General features: G+C 58.2%; 17 protein-coding genes. 12 read left to right on the top strand and 5 right to left on the bottom strand.

The genetic code is table 11. The annotated features are described in order from the left end of the window. The first annotated feature begins 1123 nt into the window (after positions 1 to 1123). Positions 1124 to 1759, top strand: coding sequence for a hypothetical protein (locus F4827_RS18780; protein ID WP_183725804.1), 636 nt, complete (start codon positions 1124 to 1126; stop codon positions 1757 to 1759). 109 nt (positions 1760 to 1868) lie between these two features. On the opposite strand, the gene F4827_RS18775 is transcribed toward F4827_RS18780, so the two are convergent. After that, complete coding sequence (locus F4827_RS18775) at positions 1869 to 2915, bottom strand: PRTRC system protein D (RefSeq protein WP_183725802.1); 1047 nt, start codon at positions 2913 to 2915, stop codon at positions 1869 to 1871. Positions 2916 to 3202: 287 nt separating this feature from the next. On the opposite strand from F4827_RS18775, the gene F4827_RS18770 reads away from it, so the two are divergent. Continuing rightward, positions 3203 to 3979, top strand: coding sequence for an IS5 family transposase (locus F4827_RS18770; RefSeq protein ID WP_183725800.1), 777 nt, complete (start codon positions 3203 to 3205; stop codon positions 3977 to 3979). 1262 nt (positions 3980 to 5241) lie between these two features. Here the strand turns inward: F4827_RS18770 and F4827_RS18765 are convergent. Together F4827_RS18765 and F4827_RS18760 are read right to left on the bottom strand one after the other, a co-directional pair. Continuing rightward, positions 5242 to 6042 carry a hypothetical protein gene (locus F4827_RS18765; protein ID WP_183725798.1) on the bottom strand — a complete coding sequence of 267 codons (801 nt, stop codon included), beginning with the start codon at positions 6040 to 6042 and terminating at the stop codon, positions 5242 to 5244. 555 nt (positions 6043 to 6597) lie between these two features. After that, positions 6598 to 7653, bottom strand: a complete 1056-nt coding sequence (locus F4827_RS18760) for an integrase domain-containing protein (protein WP_183725796.1) — start codon at positions 7651 to 7653, stop codon at positions 6598 to 6600. Positions 7654 to 9212: 1559 nt separating this feature from the next. Here F4827_RS18760 and F4827_RS18755 point away from each other — a divergent pair. The 6 genes from F4827_RS18755 (at position 9213) to F4827_RS18730 (ending at position 17592) form a co-directional block, all read left to right on the top strand. After that, positions 9213 to 11747, top strand: coding sequence for a type VI secretion system Vgr family protein (locus F4827_RS18755; RefSeq protein WP_183725794.1), 2535 nt, complete (start codon positions 9213 to 9215; stop codon positions 11745 to 11747). Between the two features lie 4 nt (positions 11748 to 11751). Beyond that, positions 11752 to 12759: a DUF4123 domain-containing protein gene (locus F4827_RS18750; RefSeq protein ID WP_260175284.1), complete on the top strand. Its 1008-nt coding sequence runs from the start codon at positions 11752 to 11754 to the stop codon at positions 12757 to 12759. A 20-nt stretch (positions 12760 to 12779) separates the two neighbouring features. Then, positions 12780 to 15653, top strand: a complete 2874-nt coding sequence (locus F4827_RS18745; RefSeq protein ID WP_183725792.1) for a T6SS effector BTH_I2691 family protein — start codon at positions 12780 to 12782, stop codon at positions 15651 to 15653. Next, complete coding sequence (locus F4827_RS18740) at positions 15643 to 16380, top strand: putative type VI secretion system effector (RefSeq protein WP_183725790.1); 738 nt, start codon at positions 15643 to 15645, stop codon at positions 16378 to 16380. Before F4827_RS18745 ends, F4827_RS18740 begins: the two co-directional genes overlap by 11 nt. 91 nt (positions 16381 to 16471) lie before the next feature. Next, complete coding sequence (locus tag F4827_RS18735) at positions 16472 to 17215, top strand: putative type VI secretion system effector (protein WP_183725788.1); 744 nt, start codon at positions 16472 to 16474, stop codon at positions 17213 to 17215. A 101-nt stretch (positions 17216 to 17316) separates the two neighbouring features. Continuing rightward, positions 17317 to 17592, top strand: coding sequence for a PAAR domain-containing protein (locus F4827_RS18730; protein ID WP_183725786.1), 276 nt, complete (start codon positions 17317 to 17319; stop codon positions 17590 to 17592). A 53-nt stretch (positions 17593 to 17645) separates the two neighbouring features. Here the strand turns inward: F4827_RS18730 and F4827_RS18725 are convergent, their stop codons facing one another. Together F4827_RS18725 and F4827_RS18720 are read right to left on the bottom strand one after the other, a co-directional pair. Then, positions 17646 to 18482, bottom strand: coding sequence for a glycosyltransferase (locus F4827_RS18725; RefSeq protein WP_183725841.1), 837 nt, complete (start codon positions 18480 to 18482; stop codon positions 17646 to 17648). After that, the gene (locus F4827_RS18720) at positions 18482 to 19744 is read right to left on the bottom strand and encodes an oligosaccharide flippase family protein (protein ID WP_183725784.1); all 1263 of its coding nucleotides are present in this window, start codon (positions 19742 to 19744) and stop codon (positions 18482 to 18484) included. The genes F4827_RS18725 and F4827_RS18720 overlap by 1 nt, the downstream gene beginning before the upstream one ends. Before the next feature lie 314 nt (positions 19745 to 20058). Here F4827_RS18720 and F4827_RS18715 point away from each other — a divergent pair, with 314 nt between their 5' ends. From F4827_RS18715 to waaA, 4 genes are all read left to right on the top strand, one after another. After that, positions 20059 to 21453 carry a phosphomannomutase/phosphoglucomutase gene (locus F4827_RS18715; RefSeq protein WP_183725782.1) on the top strand — a complete coding sequence of 465 codons (1395 nt, stop codon included), beginning with the start codon at positions 20059 to 20061 and terminating at the stop codon, positions 21451 to 21453. Positions 21454 to 21696: 243 nt separating this feature from the next. Then, the gene (gene waaC, locus F4827_RS18710; protein WP_183725780.1) at positions 21697 to 22704 is read left to right on the top strand and encodes a lipopolysaccharide heptosyltransferase I; all 1008 of its coding nucleotides are present in this window, start codon (positions 21697 to 21699) and stop codon (positions 22702 to 22704) included. A gap of 256 nt (positions 22705 to 22960) precedes the next feature. Continuing rightward, entirely contained in the window at positions 22961 to 23845 is an 885-nt protein-coding gene (locus F4827_RS18705) for a Kdo hydroxylase family protein (RefSeq protein ID WP_183725778.1), read from the top strand. 46 nt (positions 23846 to 23891) lie between these two features. Further along, positions 23892 to 25211 carry a lipid IV(A) 3-deoxy-D-manno-octulosonic acid transferase gene (gene waaA / locus F4827_RS18700; RefSeq protein ID WP_183725776.1) on the top strand — a complete coding sequence of 440 codons (1320 nt, stop codon included), beginning with the start codon at positions 23892 to 23894 and terminating at the stop codon, positions 25209 to 25211. Positions 25212 to 25405: the final 194 nt, after the last annotated feature.

Below are 25405 nucleotides of genomic sequence, written 5' to 3'. Positions count from 1 at the left end.
GCTGAGGCAAACTACTATCGGCAACTTGAAACGGTTGCCGCTGAACCGGCATTAACTTAAACCAACCAGCCTCCACGATTCCCGGGGCGGTTCAGTTTTTGATAGAAATATCGGCACGCAGTCTTCGAAAGACTTGCAACCCGCAAGCGCGGTAAGCATTGTGCCGGGTTATTCTTTGCTTGGGGCTTGCGATCCAACGTTCGATGTGTCGGTCGATGGCGGTCCGTTGCCTAGGCATCGGACTTGCCGAACACAATCCCGTTGTTTGCTGCGCGGTACAAGTGACTTATTTAGCTGATCCTTACAGGCCGATGATCGTCGAGATTGTCGGCGCGCCCCGCGTTGGGGGCGCGAGCCACTTGATGTCTGTGTGTAGCCAGCAAGAGAAGAAGCGGCCAATGAGATCGCTGCGGCGTGGCCCGGAATTGGCACTGCGGCACCGCACCAACGTTAGAAAATTTGAGGTTTTGCGGATCTTCGCTGGTTTCAAACCGCGCGTCGCGCGTCGGCTTTTCGCAGGTGTTTGCGATGAATGCTCATGTATAAATTTGGTAGTGATATGCGTGACATTCCTCAACGATTGATTCCACGTAGAAGTGCCGTTCGGACTGTTGCACACTCCCGTCATATGCTGTTTTTTTTGGGGGGAAAAAATTTCGATTAAAATCATGTGCTTACGAGGTGGTGTTGCACGTTTGTGATCGATCACGCTGCAGGCGCCTGCAAACACATCGGTAAGGAACTGTCTCTTGGAGTTTCTGCGGAGGCCGGGCACGTCCTAGTAATCTGAGCGGGCTCGTGCTTCCTGCGAGAATTCGGCTGGACAAGGCTGCGCTCGGTGTCGTATAGATACTTTGCGGACGATAGCTGACTAAAGCACGGTTGGTGGCAACTGCGGGCTAGCGGCCATTGGCTCCGGAGATATAAGCCGATTTCGAATAGTTGTAAACAGCACGTACTTGTTAGCAACAGGAGTAGGTCGAGGTTTAAAGAAACACGCAAATCGGCTTTTTGCGGATGGTATCCGCAGCGTGAACTTCAAGATCTAAATCGAATCTGCGCAGCTGGCCAAATTTTTATTTGCATAAGATTATTTATTTCCCAGGATATAAGGAACTTTTGCGTGGCAGAGACGGGCAACGATTTGGCGAAGCAGAGGGAAAGTAGCTATCAGATTCACAAGTTTCTTCGTGCCGAAGGAGCCGGACCTTGGGAACTCGGGGGGCGCTACAGCTATGAAATTCGTCTTGGAATTTGGCCATCGCAACGTGCCTTGGCAATGGCATTTTCCATTTCAGTTAGCCATGTCTCTCGGTGTATAGCCATTAGCCAACTATCGAAGCGCGTCGTGGACGCATGCGGAGGCTCAGATAACCTCAGCTTTAGACTCGGCAAGAAGCTGTTGAGCATTCTCAAAAAAATAGGCAAAGCAGAAATGGAGAGGCGTGCAATTTATGCAGAAAGACTAGGCCTGACGAGTTTCGAAGATCTGCTCGAGGTGTTTTCATCGGACGTACTGTCGACTCTTATAAAAATATCTACTCGAATAAATGTAAGCGTTAGCGATGATGGGAGTTCGCTTTCCATCCATGGAAGGGATGCGAAAAATTTGATCCCACATATCAGTAGATTGGAGGGTATGATCAACGAATTTTTAGCCTCAATCCCCGAAAATAAAGCGCGCAAGCGTAGAGACAAAGCGAAAAAATTACGCCGAACAAGAATGCGTAGTGCAAGCGGCGGTCTAGACGTATCCTAGTCGGCAATGGAATAGGTCTAGCCTACCGTAAGATTCGACACTACCGCGAATTCTGGATGACGGGGCATCCCGAGTTTTGAGCGCCCCGTTGCAGTGTCCTCAAATCTGTCTATGAAAAAATTGAGGTTCCTCTAATATCTTGTGTAGGGAAGCCCCATTCTCGTGCGTCTTGGGCCTCTCCAATTATGAGGTAACCAGAAACGTTTGCTAAGGATGGTGAGGGGACACTTTTCAAGTGCATATCTGGAAACGCTTGCTGGATTGCTTTCGCATAAAGCGGAACGCCGCCGCCGGAGAGAATGATTGAGCTTACCGAGGGGCTGCTGCCGAGGTGGCTTTGTAAATGCCACGCGGCATTGGCGGCGATTGGGGTAGTCAGCTCTAGAAAGGGGACGAGATCGATGTCTTTGCCATAGAAAAGATAGGTTTCTTTCTCGCGCAGCACTTTATCTATACGCTCGATGTCGTTGACTATCTCATTTTCAGCTCGTGAAATGTGATCCGCAATACGTTTGCAGATATCCCATGTGCCAGAACGCATCCCGCCGCTACGGCTGTCATCTATTGTGAGGCCGTTTGCGGAGATCCAACTGGTCGTGAAGTACCCTACATCGACCACCAGATGTGCTTCGTCATGTCGGAAGTCGTTGTGTCGGTTATTCGCGGTGAGTACAAGCGTTCCCAATGGTTGGGGGACGACGATTACCTCGTCGATAGTCACGCAGCCAGCACCGAAATGAGTTTCACCAAGGAGCCGTTGCTTAAGCAGAGGTGAATACATTTTCATTAGATGGACCGGTAAGCCAAGAACAAGGCGCTCGACATGCGTAACACCGGTAAAGTAAAACGCACCAAACAGCAATGCTCTGTAGTTTGCCGTCACTGCGTAGTCATCGCATAGAGCGCTACCAGTCCAGCCGTAAGCTGCAGTGATCGGCACGTCCGGCCCAACCTCATACTCGATGCGGTCAACCGTAATGACCACAGTCTTGTGCATATGAAAAGGACGTTGATTCAATTCTGGGCCGCCCATCATGATTGGCGCTAAAGGCGTGAGTGATGGAAAGATGCCGGTCATCACGGTGCCGTGGCCATCTCGATAGGTGTACTTCGTACTTCCGTATCCGACGTCGATCGCAAAAACAGGTAGCCTCATCTTGTTGTCCTACACTAGGTTTGAATACTGCGGTTCTGGAGCAGCCAAGAGCGATCCTTCCCGCGTGTGAGGCGTCGCCTCGTCTCGCAACCGCTCTCGCCTTTGGTTACCTCATCTATACGGAAAACTCAACTTTTTCCCTATTAAGTGTATCGATTGGTAAGTACGCAAAAGTCGAGAAACGAACGCGAAATGTGGGGTGCTTTCGTCCAGCTAGTTGGTGAAGTTTGGCTTAGAGTCGCTAACACAACCTGGACATCAAGCCATAGGTTTCGTATCCTGGGCGCATGTCCAGAAGAAAAATCAGCAACGAATTGTGGGCGGCGCTGGAGCTGTTGATTCCAGTATTTACGCCGTCACCCAAAGGCGGCCGTCGGCGCACAGTTGACAACCGCGCGGCTTTGAACGGCATCCTGTATGTCTTGCAAACGGGCATTCCATGGGAAGACCTGCCGCAGGAACTGGGTTTCGGCAGCGGCATGACATGCTGGCGACGGCTTCGAGACTGGCAGGCCGCAGGCGTGTGGGAGCACCTGCATCTGGCGATGCTTCGCCGCTTACGTGAACACGACCAGATTGATTGGGAACGGGCGAGCCTTGATGCCGCCAGTGTGCCCAACCCGACAGACCGGGGAAGGCTCGGGTCGAAACGGCACATCGTCGTAGACGCGCGTGGCGTTCCACTGGCCATCACGGTCACGGGAGCCAACCGACACGACTCGATGGCGTTCGAGTCCACGCTCGATGCCATTCCGGCAGTCTCGGGCCTGAGCGGGCAGCCCCGCAAACGCCCGGGTAAGTTGCATGCAGATAAGGGCTACGACTTTGGCCGCTGCCGGCGTTATCTGAAGCAGCGCGGAATCACGGCTCGGATTGCCCGTCGTGGCGTGGAAAGCAAGGAGCGACTCGGGCGGCATCGCTGGGTGGTTGAGCGCACGCATGCCTGGTTTGCCGGATTCGGCAAACTGCGTATTCGTTTCGAGCGGCGTCTCGACATTCATACTGCTTTGCTTTCCTTGGCTGCTTCCGTTATCTGCTCGCGCTTCGTTGATGACTTGTGTTAGCGACTCTTAGCATTCTCATGGAGCGCAATACCCAGAAGTCGAACCGTGCCCGCAGCAGGCGTAAGCGCTAACGTTTCTTCGGTGTTCAGTTTCCACCAGTAGTTCAGATCAAGGCTGCACCCATAAGGTGCAGCCTTTTTTGTTTTTTGCTCTCGATCTTCATGTTTCGGAAACATGTCACCTTTGCTATCGCCCGAATTGGGAGCTTCTTGAGTTCGCCTTGCACGAACGAGCCTACTCCTTGTGTCGGAAAATATAGAGCACGACATGCTGTTTATATCGGCGGTCGTTTCTGCCGAACTTTGCAGGCGCCTGCAGGCTTTTCTGCAGAATGGTGCAGTTTTTTGTACATCTTTTGATCTTCAGTTGTTCTGGAGCTGTCTTCTTGCCTTGAGTTTCACAAATTTCACGCGTTCATGGACTGCTTATTTCGTTTGTTATCAGATAGTTAAGGAAAAAACCTCTCTCGAAATTCGTACGCGCTTGGAAAACGCGGGCGCCGGAGCCTCAGCTTGACTTTGCGATAGGGACGGAATACTGGATTAGCGAGCGTCTACGGGAACGAGGCGATCGCTAACTTCGTTAGTCAGGAGAGTTGCGATGACGTTTGATGAGATGCCAGTAGGTCATAACCGTCAGCATTGCGCGTGCGGAAATTGCGAATGGTGTTGGGAAATGCTTGTGCACTCTGTGTACGAAGAGCCTCTGGACCGAGAGGTCCAAAGCGCCGAATCAGCGGAAGAACACGGGACTAACGGTGCACCGGGCAGCTTCTATTGCCGACATTGTGCGTTGGTGCTTCTCGACGATAGTAGAAACTGGATTGCTTCCTATGTCCGTACGAGGCTTTTGATTATGTCGACCGACCCGTTATGCATCTCGCGCCATACCGTTGAGGTCGTAGCTCAAGCGGTGCGCGATCGCTTCTTTTCGGATACGGACGCGATATGTAGACGCGTACTTGACAGGGCCGCAATGCGCTACCTGCTCGATGGTTCGAGCACTATCATGGCGGAGGACGTTAGGATTGCGCTGCATTCCGTCGAGCGTGCGGACAAGGCGTGATCAGTTCACGCTGCTGAGGTGATTTTGCACGGAGCGGCGAGCAACCGCTCCTGATCAGATTGACGACGTTGCGGATCAGGACGATATCAGCGTGCGGCTAAGGGCCGAACAAGTTCGGGTCAACGGTCCACAAATTGGCGTGGGCCGTTGATCTGAAAAGTCATGGCGCTGTTGCACGCCAATTGGGATGGGTGCCGTTATTCCATGCTCCCGACTTTCGTACGCTTACGGTTCGCGGTAAGCGGAAACTCCGCTCGCCATTCATCCTGGGAGATGCATGGCAGTCCCAGCAACTCCGCTACGCGCCTGAACGTGTCTGCGGCGTCCAACAGTTCTCGTTGTGCGATGACCTTATGAGCCAGAGCATGCATGACCTTTTCGGGGGCACCGTTCAGACGCGCTACCGTCAATTCCGTCTCGAAATCGACCGATTTGTTCAAGACGGCAGCAATAGGCATCTTGAACTGCTGAGCTTTGGCGAAGGACGTCGAGATAGGAAGGCTCGCTTCCGGGGGCGGCGTGATGCCTGCCTCGCGGGCATAGTCAGCAACCCTCGAGTAGATCTCGCTGCTCGCCGTATTTGGCGGCATGTCGGTGGCGAGAATTCGGATATCGGATGGTGATACGCCAGCCTCGCGAATCGCGGTGAGTGTTTCTACAGCGGCGTTTTGTGAGTCGTCGTCCGGGGAGACCGAGACGATGATCGTTTTCATTTCAGTGAGAATCGCGCGCCGCTTCTGGATGAACGCAATCACGGACTGTCGTTCCTCAGGCGAGACGTCAATAATTCCTCCGCGCCGAGAGGTCATCATGGTGCAGTAGTGATTTTCCAACGCGTCTTCATTCTCGCTGGGTGCGTTGGCAACTCGATTGCCATACGCATCGAACGGACCGGGTTTAAGCAAAATCCCTCCCATTTGCGCGTGAAGGAGTTGCGCTGCCGATGCTTGCGCTGTGCTGTTCGAGCTCTGGAAATGTGCCGCAATCAGATGGGTCATTGATTTTCCTTCAGTAGATATGGGTGAGTACTTGTTTGACGATTTGCGTTATTGCGCGAGGCCATTTACGTGGTCGCTATCGTTGACGAGCGCTTCGCGTTTGGCTCGGCGTCTGCGAGTTCGAGCGCGCTGTGACGATTCGAGAGGTTGGTAAGTGCGTAGGCGGAATGCATCCCATTGTCGGTTTTCAATAGGGCGACGAATTCGCGCGATCACCACAGTACGCAAGACCTTGGCGGAGTAGCCTGCGCGAAGGCAGACGAGAAGCACGGCGCTAAGCGCGACCAGTGCATCATCGATATGGCAGTCCTGGTAGTCGAGATGTGTTGCATATGCGCGAAGCGCTTGCTCCGGGATGTCTAGGATCGATGCTGGCAACGGTCCAAGTGCCTCGAGGAATTTCTCAAACTTGGCCCATAGTGGCAGTAAGGTGCCGATTGCCCCGGCACCGCTGTATCGGTTAAGCGTGATGTGAGCTTGCTCAGTGAGTAACGAATGTGGCACGGCTCTTTTCTCCTTCGTGAATAACTATATGTCCCCATAGGAAGCATTGGACTACTTATTGGTCAGAAATTTTGGGTAGCTTTTCCCTTCGCGAGTTGATCTGATCCGGCGATTTCGCGATGAAGTCCATCGTTTATGAGCTTCGTTGCTCACGCGATTCTTGTCGCCGAAGTCACCTGGTTCTGGCGTTGCCGCTTCCTTGGCAGGCGCGCGCGGAACAAAGTCACTGGGCAACTGGATTTTTTCGGGAAATCTGTGGCGAATCTGCCAACAGTAGACTTCGAGAATCATCTTCATTCGCGAGGGACCGTGCCCGAGGCGGTCGGATAGCTGCGTCAACACTTCAACTGGCGGGGTGCCTCGATCAAGTGCTGCATTGGCGAAGTCCACGGCGTAAGTGAATCTCAAGCTGTGGCTTGCGAGATCGCGTCGCATTGGAAGTTGCTCGAATCGGGACTTCAGGCGCGACTTCGCGCTTTTTAAATCGGCGTTGCAACCACTTATCAACTCGAAGTCGCGATCGCGACAGAAGTCGATTGCGGCGTTGATCGCCTCAAGTGTTTCGTCGACGTGATCCATCAGCACTTCGGTACGACGCGGCCGCCCATTCTTGGCGCCGCGTTCGATGGGCAGGCGTCGATTCCCCTGCAGAATCAGTTCGCGCCAGGTTTCCAGTGACTTACCGCACATGAGGGCTTCACGCATGCGAAGCCCTAGCCACCGCATCAGGCGAATCACGTGCACGACGCCGTTGTCGATCTTTTGCGCCTCACAGAGCAGATCGTTGAATTCCTGTTGCGTGCGGGCGCGGTGTCTGCCGTGTCGATCCCGTCGCTCAAGTTGCAGCGCGCGGCTGCGCGTCGAGTCGGACATGTCTTGACCCGCCATCGTCTGTATCACCGAGAGCGAAGCGCGATAATTGGCCAGGGTGCCTGGCTTCATCGCGCCAGCGACGAGGAACCAGACAAAATGCTCAAGCATCCAGTCTTCGACTTCGTTCACATTCTCCAGCGTGTGGCCGACACGGGCAGCGAAGCGCGAGAACTCGCTCCAGTGCAGGCGACGGTGTTTCTGGGAATCTTTGCTTCCACCTGCGTCGCGGCTCATCTGCGCGGCATGGTTGACGCCCCTTGATCTTCGACCCACGGTTCTTCTTTCCTTTGTATGGTTGCTCCGCCTTGTAGCTATCCTCATGCGCCGGCGGGACGCGCATGAGAGCACCCGGTTGCCATCGGTGTGATGGCGGCCTGTTCCAGGGGAACAGGTGACTAAGCAGACTCAACGAGGGTGCGACGTTCGTCTGCTGCAATTTGTGAGTGAGAAGAGGACGCAGAGGGCGGTTTAGCTGAGGGTCCCCGGTTGATGCCGGTGGAAGGGTCTGCGTGTGTGGAAGTGAGAGCCCGGAGGCGCGTTGAATATCGTGCGTCGCTTAGCGTCGCATCTGATGTTCAACCGCATTAGTGTGCATGCAGCACATGGGCGATGACGGTTCGGGATAAGCGAACTCGATGTGGGCGGATCGTCGGAGGAGAGCGTCTCACCGAGATCACGTCTCATGACGGGGGAATCACGGGGCGCCAGCGGGCGCAGAGCAGACCGCAACGATTGAGGAGGCAATCGTTCTAGAAGGCGAAGTCAACCTGAAACTAGCGCGCCCGCGTAGGCGAGCTAACGACGCATGTTGACGCCGGTGACAGTGCTCGCAAGCAACTTCTGGCTTAGACAAGGGTCTCCGGCGGGAAGGCAAGTCTGGCCGTTCTTGTTCAACAGCAATGAGATGCGCACGAGAAGCAGCCGGGCCCTCGCGCGTGCGCTGGCCTTCGGCATAGTTTTGCCGGGACGTTATCCGGTCGGTAACCTGCTAAGACTACCTCTCTGTGTAGCGCACGTCGCGACATCGTCGAGGAAGGCTTAACGGGAAATGCAACGGCGTTGTCAGCGGCAAAAAACCGTTGCCAACGTTAGGCAGTGAAGAATGAGAGATCGCGAAGTGACGCAGCCATAAGCCGCTAAGACGTGGGCCATAAACCGCTTTAAAGCGACGCCGAACCCGATTGGAGGCAGACCATGGTCTAACCCAGTAAGGCTAGATCAACGTCTCATATAAATCTTGGCGCAAAGCGCCCCTACCCCAAAGATGGGGTGAATCGTCGATGCTCGTAAAGTGAGCGGCCTTTCATCTGATTAAATCGCGATTCCGGGGAGGGCGTCAAGGTTTTTCTTCATCCGCGCAAAGTTATCCTCAAAAATTGCCTCTGCCGATTTCTCTCGCATTACGGCTTCGCGCGAAGGCGTGGCGAGTGTAAAAGGCTAGACTCCAGGCAACTGCATCTTCCTTAAGCATCGGTCGATTACCGTGGGGCATCATTTTGATGACGCATTGATGAGCTGGGTACGCTGAAAACAGCCGCGATCGATTTGAGCGGTGCGGAGTTGAAGTGCTGCTCCTGCGCGATCCATTAACGCATTTTGCATAAAAATTGGTTTGATGTATCTGGAGTGCGGAATTATTTTCCCGTGCGCTATTTAAATTAGGCCAATTCGGTAAAATCGCCTGATTTTACGCAGGGGCGGTGAGTCATTTTTCTTCAGCTTATTGACCGAAAAGGCATTTATAATCGATGGTTGGCAGAAACCCCGCCGAATGCCAATAGAGGTGAAGCTGCATGGATCCCACCACGCTCTACAATTCGCTGAATCAGCGTGACTCCCAATATAACCGTCTGGTTAGACTTGATTCGCCACTCGGTACCGATTGGTTACTACCGCTCTATGTCAAGGGCACATCACGACTTGGACGCGATTGTGAGTATGTCATCGATGCGGTTTCGCCGCGTGGCGACCAGATTGAACTGAAGGCGCTAATCGGCAGAACGGTCACATTGTGGATCCAGCAACTGGACGGCTCTTACATGCCGATCCACGGCTATGTGCACAGGTTCAGTCGTCTTGGGGCTGACGGTCCGCTCACGTTTTTTCAAATCCGCTTTTCCTCCTGGTTGTATTTCCTGCGCTTGCGACGCGATATGCGTGACTGGCAGGAGCAAGCCGGGCAGCAGATTCTGGTGGACGTCTTCAACGAACATCCGCAGGCGAAGGGCGCGTTTCGTTTTGATCTGAAGGGTCAGCTGCCAGCGTATTCAAATCGCGTGCAGTGGGAGTATGACCTGAATTTCGTCCATCGCAGTATGGAGGAGGTTGGCATATTCCCGTACCTTGAGTACGCGGATGACGGTCGTTCGCACACCGTGGTTGTGATGGACGACTCCTACGCTTTGCCCGAGCTTAAACAACCTGTTGTTCAGTTTGGGCGTATGGGCATCGGTGACGAGCTGGATGGTTTCACGCAGTGGAAGGAGCAGTTGCAAATCGAAAGTGCGCAGCTGACGTCGCGCTCGTTCGATTACAAGCGTCCTGATTTACCTCGGGAGGTGCAGGGCGATACCGTTCCCCAGAATGCGTTGCCGACTGACGGTGAAGTCTACGACTATCCCGGCGCGTACATGTGGTCGAACCAAAGCGACGGCGATAAGCGCGGGAATATCCGACTCGAAGAGCGGATGTCGAGAATGAAGCGCTTTCACGGCGCGGGGGCCTTGCGCTGCGCCATGCCGGGCCGGCGCTTTGAGTTACGCGGCCATCCAGTTCACGACGAAGGCAGTCAGGCAGACCGGGAGTTCGTGCTGATCGAGGTGAACTGGCTGATCCGCAATAACCTGCCGGGAATGGCGGGCGTGCAGGATTTCCCGGATGGGCTGTCGAAGGACATCGAAGACGCAAAGGCGGGTGCCACGGTGCGCCATGCTGATGGCAGTGAAGGCCTTTTCCTCGTGACGGTCGAAGCGTTGCCGCGCAATGTACCATTTCGTAGCCCGTTCGAGCACAAAAAGCCGGTGATGCAACTGCAGAATGCAATTGTCTCGGTGCCGAGAGGCGAGGAGGTCTACACCGACTCACTGAACCGGGCGAAGGTATGGTTTCCCTGGAATCGCCGCAATGGTCAGGACGAGCGAGCATCGTGCTGGGTGCGCACCGCGTTCCCTGACGCGGGTACCAATCGTGGCGGTGTGCAGCCGCTGCGCAAGGGCGATGAAGTGCTGGTGGGCTTCATGGAGGGGGATTGCGACCGGCCGGTAATCATTTCGCGGCTGTACGGCGGCGCGACGCAGCCGGTATGGCATTCGAACGGTCTGCTGTCGGGATATCGCTCGCGCGAATACGGCGGCACGGGTTACAACCAGCTCGTGATGGACGACTCGACGCAACAGAATCGCGTCCAGTTGTACTCCAGCAGCTATCAGTCCCACTTGCATCTGGGTTACCTGATCCAGCACACGGACAACACGCGGGGCACATTTCTTGGCAGCGGTTTTGACCTGAAGTCGGAGTCGTACGGCGCCATTCGGGCCGGTCAGGGCCTGTTTGTCTCGACTCATCCGGCGACCATCGCGCAGCCGCTGAACGTGACGGCTGCAAGTGAGCAATTGGCGAGCGCCGAGAGCGTTGTCGAGCTTGCATCCGACGCCAGTTCGTCGAATCAGGCCGAGAGCTTGCAGGAGGGGCAGGACGCACTGAAGAGGTTCACTGATGCGACGCAGTACAGCGTCGGCGGCAGCGTCGGCGGCAGTAGCGGCAGCACAGCAGGCGGAGGAACAGGCAACGCGAACGGCTTTTCTACTCCGATCATGCTGATCGCGAGCCCTGCGGGCGTAGGCGTGTCGACACAGGATTCGGCGCAGCTCACGGCCAACCAGCAGGTCAACATCGTGAGTGGCAAATCCACACACGTGGCCGCCGGTAAATCGCTGATTGCAAGCGTGATGGAAAAGATCAGCCTTTTTGCGCAGAACGCGGGCATGAAACTGTTCGCGGCGAAGGGTAAGGTCGAGATTCAGGCTAAAAGCGATGCGATGGCGCTGACTTCGGAGCAGGACCTCACGATCACCAGCGTAGATGGCAAGGTAGTGATTTCGGCGGACAAGGAAATCTGGATCGGCGCGGGAGGCTCGTACATCAAGATTACGCCCGACCTGATCGAGAACGGCACGAGTGGCCAGATTCTGGAGAAAGGCGCGTCCTGGAGCAAGCAGGGCGCGTCGTCCATGCGTTTGCCTGCACAGATTACGAGTGTTCCGAAGGGGTGTTCCTGGCAGACTGCATCGGCGTCCGCCAACAGTGCCTCGAGCGTCGTGCTGGAGTAAAGCAATGGAAACGTCTCGAACATCGATGCGCGACAACGTCGAGGCAGATGACCTGATGGCCGAGGCCGAGCGTATTCACGCTCAGGTCGGTGCCTTAAAAGCGTGGTTCGCGCAGCATCCGGACATGCATTGCCTGCTTGTGATCGACCCCAGCCAGAGAGATCCTGCGGCGGTCGATGCAGCCGGCAACCAGTCATTTGCCGATCTGCCGGTTACCGCAATCGTCGTTGATCATGACGCGATCTCACCGACGCATTGCCCAAGACTTCTCGAACTGGATCTCCAGACCGACGCCGGTGTGGTTGCGCTGGAGGAAAGCGTTCGACTGGCGTTCAGTGACCGTCGTCCTCAGTCGATGGCCGAAGGGCGGGGGCAGCGCATTGGCGGTTGGCTCGCCAGTGCAGCCTCGCCGGGTGAGATTGCTGCGCACTGCTCGCGTCTACTTCTCCAGCGCGATGATCGCGATCATCTGTGCCTCCTGCGCTTTTACGATTCGCGGGCACAGGCGCTGTTGTGGCCTATGTTGTCACCTCAGCAGCAACACGCGCTATTGGGACCCATTCAGGCATGGCATACCCTCGATGCCGGTGCGCGCCCGGTGACGCGCGTCAATACGCAGGGACGAAGAGAGGACTTCGCACTCGAGCCTGAGCAGTGGCCGGCGATTCACGGCCACGGCATCGTCAATCGCGCGCTTGCACTGTACGCGTATGACCGTAACCGCCAACCTCTGCCGCGCGAAGTCGAAGCGGCTGCTGCGGCGGCCGTACGGGCGCGGCGCTACGGCTTGATCGACGAGGAGGACGAGGTGGTGTTCGTCTGCCACGCTCTCAACTGGCATCCCGAATTCGACCTTCATCCCAAGGTGTTGCAGATACTGGGATCGATGACCGAGGGTGACCTGTACGCTGGCCAGATTGCCGAACTCACCCCCGAAGAAATTGAGGAAATCCGGCAGGGTAACTGGCATGGGCGACTGCGCGTTTCAGATAGTGCGAACGGCCGCGCCTGAGTTACTTATAGAGACCGAACATGGCAAACACTCCCCTTAGCTGCAGCAAGACCTGCATAAACTGCATCAAATCCGGCCTGGCGATCTTGCCTCTACGCTATGCCGTCGTGCCTCAGACTATGTCCAATGCGATGCCATCCGGCATTCAGGGTCCGGGCGTCATGGATATTACGCTCAGCGCGCATCACTATAGCCTCAGAACGCTGCGCGAGGGATGGTTGTATCTCTTCTACGAGAAAGGTGCGCGGGGCAAGAACTATTGGGAAGCCTACAAGGTCACCGAAGACGGGCGGCTCTGGAAACAAACCATCCCCCTGCCGTCGGAGCCGCTTACAGATCCGGCGTGCGCGCAGGTTGGCGGTGCTGTGCCGATGGACATCATCTCCATCGAAAAGCCTGAGTTGGCGACGCGAGTTTTTATCGCCTTTTCCGAGTACCCGTGGAAAAAGAGCGTTTTTCAGAAATACGCGAACGATGCGACGCTGCGCGCAGACCGCATGCAACTCATCATGCCGTCCGCGTGGATCACGTCGGGCAATGGCGTGTTTGGCATGAAGAAGGGCGAGTGTGGGCACGCAATTGTTGCGACCGCGCCGGACATCGACAAGGTCGTGGAGTATCAGCCGAGCCTTAAACCTGCATTGCTTTCGCCGCCTGCAACGGCAATCAAGACCGACGCGGAAGGCCGCGCGACCGACGATTCAATCTGGCAACAGGAAGGCACGCGCTATCCCCTGCATATCCGGCAGGCGTCGCCGCAGTCGGCAAGCGCGGATCTGGTCAAGCTGATGGACCGGATTGGAGAAAACGCCAGCGGGAAGCCGTATAAACCGATGATGCTGGCGTTGTGGGATGGAGTCGGCATCGCGCATGAACTTGCCGGATTTCACAACGATCCTGCGAGCATGTTATTGCGATTTTCGGGCACTCAACCCCTTCGCGTCGACGCTGTACAGTCAATCGATTCTGTCGAGAGGTCAGTGCGCAGCGGCGCGGCGCAAAGCGAGAGCAACTGGCGCAAGTCACTCATGAGCGGACTGCTTAGCGGCGACAGCGGGATGGGGCTGATTACGCCCGGCGCGCAGGCAATGGTTGAGGACGCCGGCCAGCTTACACCAGAGGAAAAGCAGGCCGCGGGCGACAAGGCATGGCGCAAATATACGGCCAGCATCAAGGGTGGCAAATGGCCAAACGCTTTCAGTACCTGGTTCGATGATGTCACGAAGCGGTGCGAAGACCTCCAGAAGCAGCGCGTACCCGATCGTGATGCCTGGCTCAAGGCCGATACATTCCGGCACGCGCTGAATGACTACGACCCGACCGACGGAAACGACGGTCTAGCGTTCCATGGCGTGATTGACGAGGCCTTTGCGGGTTTGCCGGCGACCGCACCGGGATTGCGCATTGTCGAAGAGCTTGTCGGCAACATGGATCCCACCGATGAGCGTAGTTATTTCTGGCGCGCGTTTGCTTACAACCAGACAGACCTTCGGACGGACCTGAAGACGTTCCTCGACCGGGTGCAGGCCGCAAAGGACGAAACTATACTGGGACGCGCGGAGGCGTGGTATGTCGCCAATGAGGCAAAACTCGCGATCGATCTCGGTTACCTGAAATCATTCGTGAAGTTTTACGACAAGATGGACGAGGTGCTCAAACATGAAGTACCGGGATCGGCAACAGAGCGGCCAATCAAATTCCTGCAGATCGATCGGTTGACGGTCTGGGCGGGGCGCGGGTTCGTGAATGTTCTCGGGCCAATTTCGAAATCGCTGGGTGGCATGCTGATCAAAGGTGCGCTGATGATACGCGGTGGCCTCGCGTTCGAAGATGCCAAGCGAATTACCGTCAAGCTGGCAGCATGGGAAGGCCAGATGGATGGCGTGTTGAAGGTCAGGATGGGGGAATTCAGAACTCAATATCCAGGCGCGAAAGACGTGGAAATCCGGGCGAAAGCCTACCAGGCAATCGCGAACGATGAGCGCGGCGCATTGGTGCGCAGGCTCTACGGTGACGCGAAGCTGACGCCTAACGCTACGCGTGACAAGGCGAACGCATCGCTCAAGCTATCCGGGGCCTTGTTCATCATTGAGCTGATGAACTATTACTTTCTCTGGACAAAGCCGAATAAGACGGCGGATGACAAGCTTTCCATCGTGAGCGGGACGTTTTCGCTGATGGGCGCCGCAATGAATGTGCAGAGCAAATGGCTTGGCAGCTTTGCGAAATCGGGAGCATTCATGACGCTCGCGAATATGAAGATGGCGTCGAGCTGTCTGGGGGGGATGTCGTCGTTTATTTCGCTATGGACTGACACGGGAAAGGCGATCGCCGGGCAGAAATCTGGGAATTCAAAACAGGCTATCTTCTATACGTTCAAGTCATTCGTTGACTTTGTGTCGGGTGCGTCTGCAGTACTGACTGCAGTCAGCTCGTCTGCGCCACTATTGATTCGATATACGACTCTGTCACCCGGAAAGGTTAGGTTTCTCGGAAAGTTGTCTGTAAGTATGGCCGGGGCGCAAGCTCGCCTCGAAGCCAAGGCAGCGGGGCTGACTGCTGAGGAATTGACCGCCTCTGTCAGAAGCGCTGCGGTCAAGGCAAGCCGAACAATCGTGGGGGAGACCGCGGCGGCCGAGTTAGCCGCAGAAGTCTCCGCGGAGGGATGGTTGATGATCAGCGGGCGAGTTCTTCTAATCGCAACGGGATGGGAAGTCGCGTTGATTCTAACGATTCTCACCATTCTCTACAATTTGTTCACTCCAAATGATCTCGAAAACTGGCTTTCGAGTTGTCCGTTCGGGAATTCTCCGGATCCCGAACGGACGCTAGAGAAACAGCAGACGGCATTTGAAGCCGCATTAGCCGCTACGGGATATAAAGATGGAAAATAAGGTCAGCCCTTCCCCTGTCCTCATGCGTGGGATCATCACTGGTCTCACTAAGAGACGGGCTTCCTATGAAACCGTATTTACGGGAGCAGATAAGCGCAACATGGAGCGTACTGCGCTGGTTGCGGCACTTGCGGGCTTAAACGATATCGCTCTCAATCTGAGTAATTCGACACAGTTCACAGACACCGTCGGAGACCTCGTGACATTCAATTTAAACGGCGAGGAGGTGCGTGCATGGATCTGGCTGTCGGTGTTCGAAAACGGTGACGAAGTCGAAGTTGTTGCGGAGTGGGCGGACGCGGGGTGGATGGGCTATGCGATCAGACGTTGCCGTGATGGAGTACTGTCGGTTTATCCTCATTGTGAACGAGGAAGTAAGGCTCTTTTTAAAAATCTTATGAAATTGTCAACGCTAATCTGGAGCGGAAGTGCACTAGTGGTGACGGTTATCATGATTCTACGAACACTCGACGAAAGGGAAATATGGGGAGGCCTTTTTACGAGCGTTTTTGCTGCATGGGTGATGGTCGAAATCATGGCAATTTTCATTGCATATAGAATATGGCGTAGGTTTAAAACTCAGCTTCTAATGGCGAATAAAATATTTTCAACATTTGGTTGGAAAAATGCTGCGAACATTGATCTACCGAAGTCGTCTAAAAAACTAAGGCAACCTGAAGATACCTGGCGAATGGGGAAACTCATCTTCCGCTACAGGGAAGATTGAGACTCATTTAGGTTCGATCTCGATCGCTCAAAGATACGGGGTTGGTCGATGACACGGTTCGTTGCTTGGCTAGCGGCGACGAGATACTAAAATGGCAACGAAGCCAGAAAAGAGGGCTGTTCTTCTGAGGGGGCACGTCACCGGTCTGACGAAGCGTCGGGCTTCCTACGAAACCGTGTTCACAGAGGCGGACAAACGGAACATGGAGCGTACGGTGCTTGTCGCCGCGCTTGCTGGTTTGAACGATATCGCGCTCAATCTCAGTAACTCGGCGCAGTTCACCGATACCTTAGCGGACTTCGTGACCTTCGACCTGAATGGGGAGGAAGTCCGTGCCTGGATCTGGTTGTCGGTACTGGAAAATGGCGACGAGGTCGAAGTCGTGGCGGAACGGGCTGAGTCGGGATGGATTGGATATGCGATTAAACGGTGCGAAGACGGTGTGCTTTCCGTTCACCCGCATTGTGAGCGTGGAAGCAGAGCGTTTCTAAAATTCTTCCTGAAACGGTCGGTGGTGTTTTGGAGCGCTTGTGCGTTAGCAATGACAATCCTCATACTCACATCGTTATCACACGACACTTTGCTTGAGCGAAAGACTTTAATTATTCAGGTTTTTGCGACCGTTTGGTGTGTAACCGAAGCCACTGCAATCTTCATCGCATTCAGGATTTGCCGAAAGTTCAAGCGACAACTACAGATGGCTAATAAAATATTCGAAACGTTTGGGTGGAAAAATCCCCCCGACGTCGATTTGCCGAAAGCCTCCAAGAGGCTGAGGCAACCTGAAGATACCTGGCGGATGGGGAAGCTGATTTTCCGCTACAGCGAATCGTGAGAACTGATAGTTGAAAAGGTTTTCGTGAGCGTATATCAACGCGTCACCCCAGTCGGATAGGACGTGTCGTGCCGGTTTTCTTCTAACGCGAGAGTGCCTCAGTGACTAAAGCATTGGTATGCAACGGCGACCCGACGACAACAGGTGGCCATGTGGTAGCCACCGCCTCAAGTATGTACGACGGAGATCGGCGTATCGCCCTTGATCAGGAAATGGCTACTTGTGGCAAATGTCCGGGAGAGCATCCGATCCGTGGCAGCGGAACGGACATGCAGGAAAACGGTCGTGCCTGCGTTCTGGACGGCGATCTCGTCCTGTGCCCTTGCGAGACGAATCACGTATCTGCCAGCGGGGATGCAGGCTGTGGGACGGTTTGAAGTGACGGGTCAGGCGGGACCCGCCGCGCCTCCCGCCAACAAAAATTGACGGCTCAGCTTTTCGCACCCGCAAACACCGCCCGCTTCACCTTCTGCAGCGCGCGATACGGCATCACAAGATGCAGCAGATTCTTGCCGATGCCCGCCCAGTCGCGCCAGTTCAGCACGTTCAGATAACGCGTTTGCAAACGTAGGGTGGACATGATCTGCTTGCGCCGCTTCGTCGCGCTGATTCCGCCTTCGTTCAGCTCATAGTAAAGCCCAAGCTCCGGCAGATTCGCGCAGTCATAGCGCTCCATCAGACGCAGGAACAGATCGAGATCCTCGGCGGCCGGATACTGCAAACGATAGTTGCCCACATCGAGCACCGCATCGATGCGCAACATCACCGAAGGATGCACGAGCGGCGAGCGCAGCATCCGCGTCTTGCGCAGCGTGCGCGCGTCGGCGGGCGGGCGCAGCATGAAAAGCGGTTCACCTGCGCGATTCACCACTTGCGTCCACGTGCCCAGTGCCGCGAGCCGAGGCTCCGCTTCCATCCGCGTGCGCTGTTTCACCAGCCGACGCGGCGCGGCAAGGTCACCCGCATCGATACGCGCCGCGTAACGAAATCCGCGCTCAGCCAACGCACTCACACCGGCTTCGAGCGCGCGTTCGATCCCGCCGTTCTTCGGCATGCGCAACACTTCGATCTGCATGCCCGGCACGTCGGGCGCGACGATCGCGGGCGTGCTGCCGTCGTCCACGATCAGCGCGTAAATCAACGCATCTTCCGCAAACGAGGCCAGCGTGCGCTCGACATCGGCCTGGCCGTTGAAGGCGGGCATCAGCACGGCCACATCAGCAAGTGCGCCAGTACGTACCGGGTTCGGAGCAGCGGGGGAATTCATCATGAAGCCAGCTTGAAGCGGATGTAATAGAAGTTCACGCAGGCCGCCGCGAGGTAGCCAATCGCGAGACCCACCAGCGCGCCATACGCACCCATGCGCGGGATTGCCACCAGGTTCACGGCGAACGCCACCGCGAGCGCAAGCAGCCACTTGGCGAGCAGAACGCACTTCGCCTGATACTTGAGCACGACCAGATTGCCGATTGCCTCGATGCCCGCGGGCAGGGAGAGCCACACTGCCCAGCGGAAAATGCCGATCGCACCCGCGTAATCCGGCCCGAACACGCGATGAATGATGAAGCCCGCGAGCGCGTCGAGCACCAGCGCGCCCGCGACCATCAACGCCGCCGTCATCGCGAAGAGTCGCACCAGATTGCGCTTGAGTTGCGCGGCTTCCTGAACGCGATAGACGAACGCAGGCGCGATGGTTTGCGAGAGCATCAGCGCAAGCGTGATCCAGTTTTCGTTGAGCTGCTGGGCGGCGGAATAGCGGCCAAGATCCGCGAAGGAAATCGTGCGTTCAAGCATCAGCCGGTCGAGCTTGAGGAACAGATACATGCAGATCAGGCCGAGCCAGAACACCGTGCCCGCCGTCGCGAAATGCTTGAAAAGCGCGCGGTCCATCTGCCAGCCCAGCTTCCCGCCGTGGCGGCTGCGGTAATAGAGCACCAGCGCCGCGCCAATCGCCGCCGATTCAATCGCCCACAGCCAGCCGAAACTGCCCGGCGCAAAGGCCGCGCGCGCCAGCAGAAACACGAGCAGGGCCTTCACGACGGCGGTGCTCATGCTCGCGAGCAATTGCGGCTTGCTGTACGTCATGCTCTGCAGCCACGCATTGATGACGCCGACAAACGGCTCGCGAAATAGCATGGTCAAGGCCAGGCCGGCGAGCATCGCGCCCACCATCGGATCGGTCGCGCCCATCGCGATCCCGCCCCACGTGAGCAGCAAGGCCACCGCCGATACCCCGATGCGCAACGCAAACGCACTGCCGAGCACCGTGCCGGTTTCCTCGCGCGGTTTGTTGACAATGGTGGGTACCAGGATTTCCGCGCCGCAGACCCAGGTGATGGGCGCGAGCACGAGCAGCAGCGTGTTGGCATACTGCCATTTGCCGAACACGTCCGGACCGAAGTAGCGCGCCAGCACGCCGCTGATGACGATGGCGACCGCGATCTGCGTGATGCGTTCCAGGCCCAGCCAGACAATGTTGCTGAACGCGCGCGTGACATCGGGATTGGCGAAGCGTTTGAGGCTCAGCATAGGGAGCCCGCGCGAACGAACGATCGGGCACACGGCGTGCGCGCGAGTAGGGTTGAAGTCTGCGCCGCGTAATGCGAAGCGGATTCCGGCGTCCCCAAGGTGGGCGCCAAAGCAGCCGCCAGAGCGCGCGCGGATTTTGTCTTCTGGAAGAAACGGCGGGGCATTAAAATGGGTGCGTAACCTTCGGCGGACGCCGAAAATCCGCAATTATAGTTTGTAACGGATCCCTCTTTTCGTAACTGCCGGTGCCGTTCCGGTATCAAATCATGTTACGAATAGATCCCCCGACTTTCCATCGCACGGTGAGCCTCATCATGATTTCTCAATCGATTTTCAAGGCCTATGACATTCGCGGCGTGATCGGCAAGACGCTCGACACGGATACGGCACGCGCCATCGGCCAGGCGTTTGGCAGCGAGGTACGTGCGCAAGGCGGCGACGCGGTGGTGATCGCGCGCGACGGCCGCCTCTCGGGGCCCGATCTCTCCCAGGCGCTCGCAGACGGCCTGCGCGCCGCGGGCGTGGACGTCGTCAATGTCGGCATGGTCCCCACGCCGGTGGGCTATTTCGCGGCGAGCGTGCCGCTGAACCTGCCCACGGGCGAGCGCAGCGTCGATTCCTGCATCGTCGTCACGGGCAGCCACAACCCGCCCGACTACAACGGCTTCAAGATGGTCCTGCGCGGCAAGGCCATTTACGGCGAGCAGATCCAGGCGCTCTATCAGCGCATCGTCGATCAACGTTTCGAAACCGGCGCAGGCACCTATGCCGATTACGACATCGCCGATGAATACATCGCGCGCATCGTCGGCGACGTGAAGCTCGCACGCCCGCTGAAGATCGTGGTCGATACCGGCAACGGCGTGGCGGGAGAACTTGCGCCGCGTCTGTTCAAGGCAATGGGCTGCGAGCTGGTCGAGCTGTTCACGGAAGTGGACGGCAACTTCCCGAACCACCACCCGGATCCGGCGCACCCGGAAAACCTTCAGGACGTGATCCGCGCGCTCAAGGAAACCGACGCCGAAATCGGCTTCGCCTTCGACGGCGACGGCGACCGTCTGGGCGTGGTGACCAAGGACGGCCAGATCATTTACCCGGACCGTCAACTCATGTTGTTCGCCGAGGAAGTGCTCTCGCGCAACCCGGGCAAGCAGATCATTTACGACGTCAAGTGCACGCGCAACCTCGCGAAGTGGGTCAAGGCCAAGGGCGGCGAGCCGCTGATGTGGAAGACCGGCCACTCGCTCGTGAAGGCGAAGCTGCGCGAAACCGGCGCCCCGCTGGCAGGCGAAATGAGCGGCCATGTGTTCTTCAAGGACCGCTGGTACGGCTTCGACGACGGTCTCTACACGGGCGCGCGCCTGCTCGAAATCCTCGCGCGCGTGCAGGACCCGAGCAAGCTGCTCAACGACCTGCCGAACTCGACGGCCACGCCGGAACTGCAACTGAAGCTCGAAGAAGGCGAAAACTTCGCGCTGATCGGCAAGCTCCAGCAGAACGCGAAGTTCACGGGCGCCGACGAAGTCATCACCATCGACGGCCTGCGCGTGGAATACCCGGACGGTTTCGGTCTGGCGCGTTCGTCGAACACCACGCCGGTGGTCGTGATGCGCTTCGAAGCCGACAGCGAAGCGGCGCTCGCGCGCATCCAGGCCGACTTCAAGCGCGTGATCCTTGCCGAAAAGCCGGACGCGAAGCTGCCGTTCTAAGTGTTGTCAGGCGCTCAGGCGTCTGATTGGAAGTTCCAGCGGCGCCGTGCGGTTTTCTCCGCCCGGCGCCGCGGCGTTTTGCGGCAACCGTTTTGCGTGGCCGCTTCGCTTCGCGAAAGGGTAGGGAAGGCAGTTCCGGTGCTTATATCCGCACTTTTCCCCCGCTTTTTCGCTCAACTCCCCGCGGCGCGCTAAAATTGCGCACCTTTTTAACCCGTCCCGCTGAATCAGCCCGAGTTTGCCTTGAGCGTGCAAAAGATCCTTATCGTGCGCGTGTCGTCGCTTGGCGACGTCGTCCACAACATGCCCGCCATCGCCGACATCCGGCGGCGGTATCCCGACGCGCAGATCGACTGGCTCGTCGAGGAAAGCTTCCAGTCGCTCGTCGAGCTGGTGCACGGCGTGCGCCGCGCGATTCCGTTTTCGCTGCGCCGCTGGCGCAAACGGCTGCTGTCGGCGGAAAACTGGCGCGAAATCGGCGCGTTCCGCCGGGCGCTGGCCGCCGAGAAATACGACCTCGTGATCGACTGCCAGGGTCTCATCAAGACCGCCTGGGTGGCGAGCTGGGCGCGCGGGCCGCTGGTGGGCCTGGGCAACCGCACGGACGGCGCGGGCTACGAATGGCCCGTGCGCTTCTTCTACGACCGCTCGATCCGCATCGAGCCGCGCACCCATGTGGTCGAGCGCACGCGCCAGCTCGTGGCGGGCGCGCTCGAACTGCCGCCGCCGCTGCCCTCTGCGCAGGACGAGATCGATTTCGGCATCGACACCTATCGCGCCGCGCAGGCGCTGGCGGGCCTCGGCCTGAACCTGCCGGTGCCCTATGTGGTGTTCGTGCACGCAACTTCCCGCGCCGACAAGCAATGGCCCGACGCGCACTGGATCGAGCTGGGCCAGGCGCTGGTGCGCCGCGGCGCGTCGCTGGTGCTGCCGTGGGGCAGCGACGCCGAGCGGGCGACGAGCGAGCGCCTCGCGCGCGAGTTCGGCGAAGCGGCCATCGTGCCGCCGAAGCTCTCGCTGCCTGCGGTGGTCGGTTTGATCGACGGCGCGGCCGCGACGGTGGGCGTCGATACCGGTCTCGTCCACATCGCGGCGGCGCTGAAGCGCCCCACCGTCGAGTTGTACAATTTCGCGACCGCCTGGCGCACCGGCGGCTACTGGTCGCCGAATGTCGTCAATCTTGGCACCGCGGGGCAGCCGCCCACGCTTGCCCAGGTCAAAAGCGCGCTCGCGGGCTTCGGCCTGTTGTGAGCTTGTTGGTGAGCACGTTGTGAGCCTGTCGTGACAGCGTGGGGTGCGGCAACGTGCTCCAGCTACTTTGTCGGAAAGGCCTGACGGGCTGCGGCGCATCAAGGCGCGCCTCGCGGCCCGCACGGTATAAGGGTCGGCGCGCGACAGCGCGCACCCCGAGCCTCGGGTGCGGCCAACCTCAAACGCGACGCCATGCCGGACACGCCGCCGCAAACACCGCACCGGGCATCCAGATCCATCGCTTCCAGGGGCGACCATGAACGAATCCCAGATCATCGAAATCACTTCCGCGGACTGGCAAGGGCAATCGCTGCCCATGCCGCGCGAGCAACTGCTCGACGCCGTCGAGCAGGGCAAGGTGCTGTACTTTCCCAAGCTGGAATTCGCCATCGAGGGTGGCGAGCGCGCGCTGCTCGATCCGGCCATTGCCGATCCCAGCCGCAAGAACATCAGCCTCGATCCGAATGGCGGCGCGCTGCATGGCGTGCTCGGCGACACGGTGCAGCAGTCGGCGGTACGCGCGCTGATCGCGCGTTACCAGTCGTGCGCGCGCTCGCTCGTCGACGGCCTCTTTCCCGAATACATCGGCAAGCTGCGCGTCGCGCCCACCAGCCTGCGTCTGCACAAGGTGGAAACGCGCGAAACCTCGTGGCGCAAGGACGATTCGCGCCTGCACGTGGACGCGTTCCCGTCGCGCCCGAACTACGGCGAGCGCATCCTGCGCGTGTTCACGAACATCAATCCCAACGGCGCGCCGCGCGTGTGGCGCGTGGGCGAGCCGTTCGAGGACATGGCAAAGCGCTTTCTGCCCAACATCAAGCCGCAGATGCCGGGCTCGGCGTGGTTGCAGAATCTGCTGCATATCACCAAGTCGCCGCGCAGCGAGTACGACCATCTGATGCTCAATCTGCACGACGGCATGAAGGCCGATCTCGACTATCAGAAGAGCTGCCCGCAGCAAACCATCAATTTTCCGCCGGGTTCGGTCTGGGTGTGCTTCTCCGATCACACCTCGCACGCGGTGATGTCCGGCCAGTTCATGATGGAGCAGACCTTCTTCCTGCCCGCGAAAGACATGGTGCATCCGGAATGGGCGCCGCTCGGCATCCTGCAACGCCTCAAGGGCAAGGAACTGGTTTGATATCGACGATGAGCGAACGCGTACGCGGTGTGTTAGCGGAGGCCCGATGCTAAGGGCCATTTATCGCGCGCTCTGGTGGCTGATCGCGCCGCTCGCGGTGCTGCGGCTGATGATCCGTTCGCGGCGCGAGCGCGGCTATCGCGAACATGTGTGCGAGCGCTTTGGACACAGCGCCGGTCGCCTGCCCGAAGACGACACGCCGCTGATCTGGGTGCATGCGGTGTCGGTGGGCGAGACGCGCGCGGCGCAACCGCTGGTCGATGCGTTGCTGGCGGCGCGCCCGGACGCGCGCATTCTGCTCACGCACATGACCCCGGGTGGCCGTGCGACCGGCGAGCAACTGTTCGGCGATCGCGTGCTGCGCTGCTATCTGCCGTATGACATGCCGCATGCCGTGCGCCGCTTTCTGCGCGCATGGCGTCCGTCGCTTGGCCTCGTGATGGAGACCGAGGTGTGGCCTACGCTCATCGACGAATGCAAGCGCGCCGACGTGCCGCTGGTGCTGACCAACGCGCGCATGTCGGCGCGTTCGTTCAAACGCGCGGCGAAGTTCGGCGACAGCGCGCGCGAGGTGTTCGGCGGCTTTACGCGCGTGCTGGCGCAGAGCCCGTCCGATGCTGAGCGTCTCGCTTCTCTCGGTGCGCGCAACGTGGCGGTGCTGGGCAATCTCAAGTTCGATATGGCGAGCCCGCCCGCACTGGTCGCGCGCGGCCGCGACTGGCGTCGCGCGATCGGCACGCGGCCCGTGTGGGTCGCGGCCAGCACGCGCGAAGGCGAGGAGGAACTCGTGCTGGATGCGTTCGCCGCGCTGAATGTACCGGACGCGCTGCTGATTCTCGTGCCGCGCCATCCGCAGCGCTTCGACGAAGTTGCCGCGCTGGTCGCGCGCAGGGGCTTCACGCTCGAACGGCGCTCGCAATGGATGCCGACGGTGCCCACAGTGCCGGCGGCATCGGTGCAAGAGCAGGCCGGTGTGCCGGCGCTGGCGCAGGACGTGAATGTGCTGCTGGGCGATTCGATGGGCGAAATGGGCGCATATTACGCAGCCGCCGATCTGGCGTTCATCGGCGGAAGTTTGCTGCCGCTGGGCGGACAAAATCTGATCGAGGCCTGTGCCGTGGGCACCCCGGTGCTGATCGGCCCGCACGTGTTCAACTTCACCCAGGCGAGCGCCGATGCGATGGCAGCGGGCGCGGCGCTGCAGGTGCAGAACCCCGCCGATCTCGCGCGCGCCCTGCGCGAGCTGTTCGAGGACACGCCGCGCCGCGTGACGATGGGCGCGGCGGCGTCGGCTTTCGCGGCCCGTCACCGTGGCGCGACCGCGCGCACCGTGGATGTCGTGCAGGCACTGGTGGCCAGCATTTGAGTTCAGGGGCGCTCGTGCGTTGCAGGCGGGCAAGCGCTGTGCGTTCGCTTCAGCGAAATTGCGGTTTGCCCCTGTTCTTCGCGAGTTTGGTGCCGTTAACCCGTTTGCGGTGGACGAGGCGATCCGAGGTTTGCGTTCAGCCCTGATTTCAAATTGGTGGCGTCGCGATGGAATTCAGGGCTGCTGAGGATTCG

This window comes from Paraburkholderia bannensis (genome assembly GCF_014200455.1).
In the GTDB taxonomy this organism is placed as follows: Bacteria; Pseudomonadota; Gammaproteobacteria; order Burkholderiales; family Burkholderiaceae; genus Paraburkholderia; species Paraburkholderia bannensis_A.
This window is presented reverse-complemented; position numbering and strand designations above follow the sequence as displayed.

Excerpts from the sequence above, each read along its gene's own strand:
- F4827_RS18775 (WP_183725802.1), bottom strand. The coding sequence starts at position 2,915 with ATGAGGCTACCTGTTTTTGCGATCGACGTCGGATACGGAAGTACGAAG.
- F4827_RS18770 (WP_183725800.1), top strand. The coding sequence starts at position 3,203 with ATGTCCAGAAGAAAAATCAGCAACGAATTGTGGGCGGCGCTGGAGCTG.
- F4827_RS18765 (WP_183725798.1), bottom strand. The coding sequence starts at position 6,042 with ATGACCCATCTGATTGCGGCACATTTCCAGAGCTCGAACAGCACAGCG.
- F4827_RS18760 (WP_183725796.1), bottom strand. The coding sequence starts at position 7,653 with ATGAGCCGCGACGCAGGTGGAAGCAAAGATTCCCAGAAACACCGTCGC.
- F4827_RS18755 (WP_183725794.1), top strand. The coding sequence starts at position 9,213 with ATGGATCCCACCACGCTCTACAATTCGCTGAATCAGCGTGACTCCCAA.
- F4827_RS18750 (WP_260175284.1), top strand. The coding sequence starts at position 11,752 with ATGGAAACGTCTCGAACATCGATGCGCGACAACGTCGAGGCAGATGAC.
- F4827_RS18745 (WP_183725792.1), top strand. The coding sequence starts at position 12,780 with ATGGCAAACACTCCCCTTAGCTGCAGCAAGACCTGCATAAACTGCATC.
- F4827_RS18740 (WP_183725790.1), top strand. The coding sequence starts at position 15,643 with ATGGAAAATAAGGTCAGCCCTTCCCCTGTCCTCATGCGTGGGATCATC.
- F4827_RS18735 (WP_183725788.1), top strand. The coding sequence starts at position 16,472 with ATGGCAACGAAGCCAGAAAAGAGGGCTGTTCTTCTGAGGGGGCACGTC.
- F4827_RS18725 (WP_183725841.1), bottom strand. The coding sequence starts at position 18,482 with ATGAATTCCCCCGCTGCTCCGAACCCGGTACGTACTGGCGCACTTGCT.
- F4827_RS18720 (WP_183725784.1), bottom strand. The coding sequence starts at position 19,744 with ATGCTGAGCCTCAAACGCTTCGCCAATCCCGATGTCACGCGCGCGTTC.
- F4827_RS18715 (WP_183725782.1), top strand. The coding sequence starts at position 20,059 with ATGATTTCTCAATCGATTTTCAAGGCCTATGACATTCGCGGCGTGATC.
- F4827_RS18705 (WP_183725778.1), top strand. The coding sequence starts at position 22,961 with ATGAACGAATCCCAGATCATCGAAATCACTTCCGCGGACTGGCAAGGG.
- waaA (WP_183725776.1), top strand. The coding sequence starts at position 23,892 with ATGCTAAGGGCCATTTATCGCGCGCTCTGGTGGCTGATCGCGCCGCTC.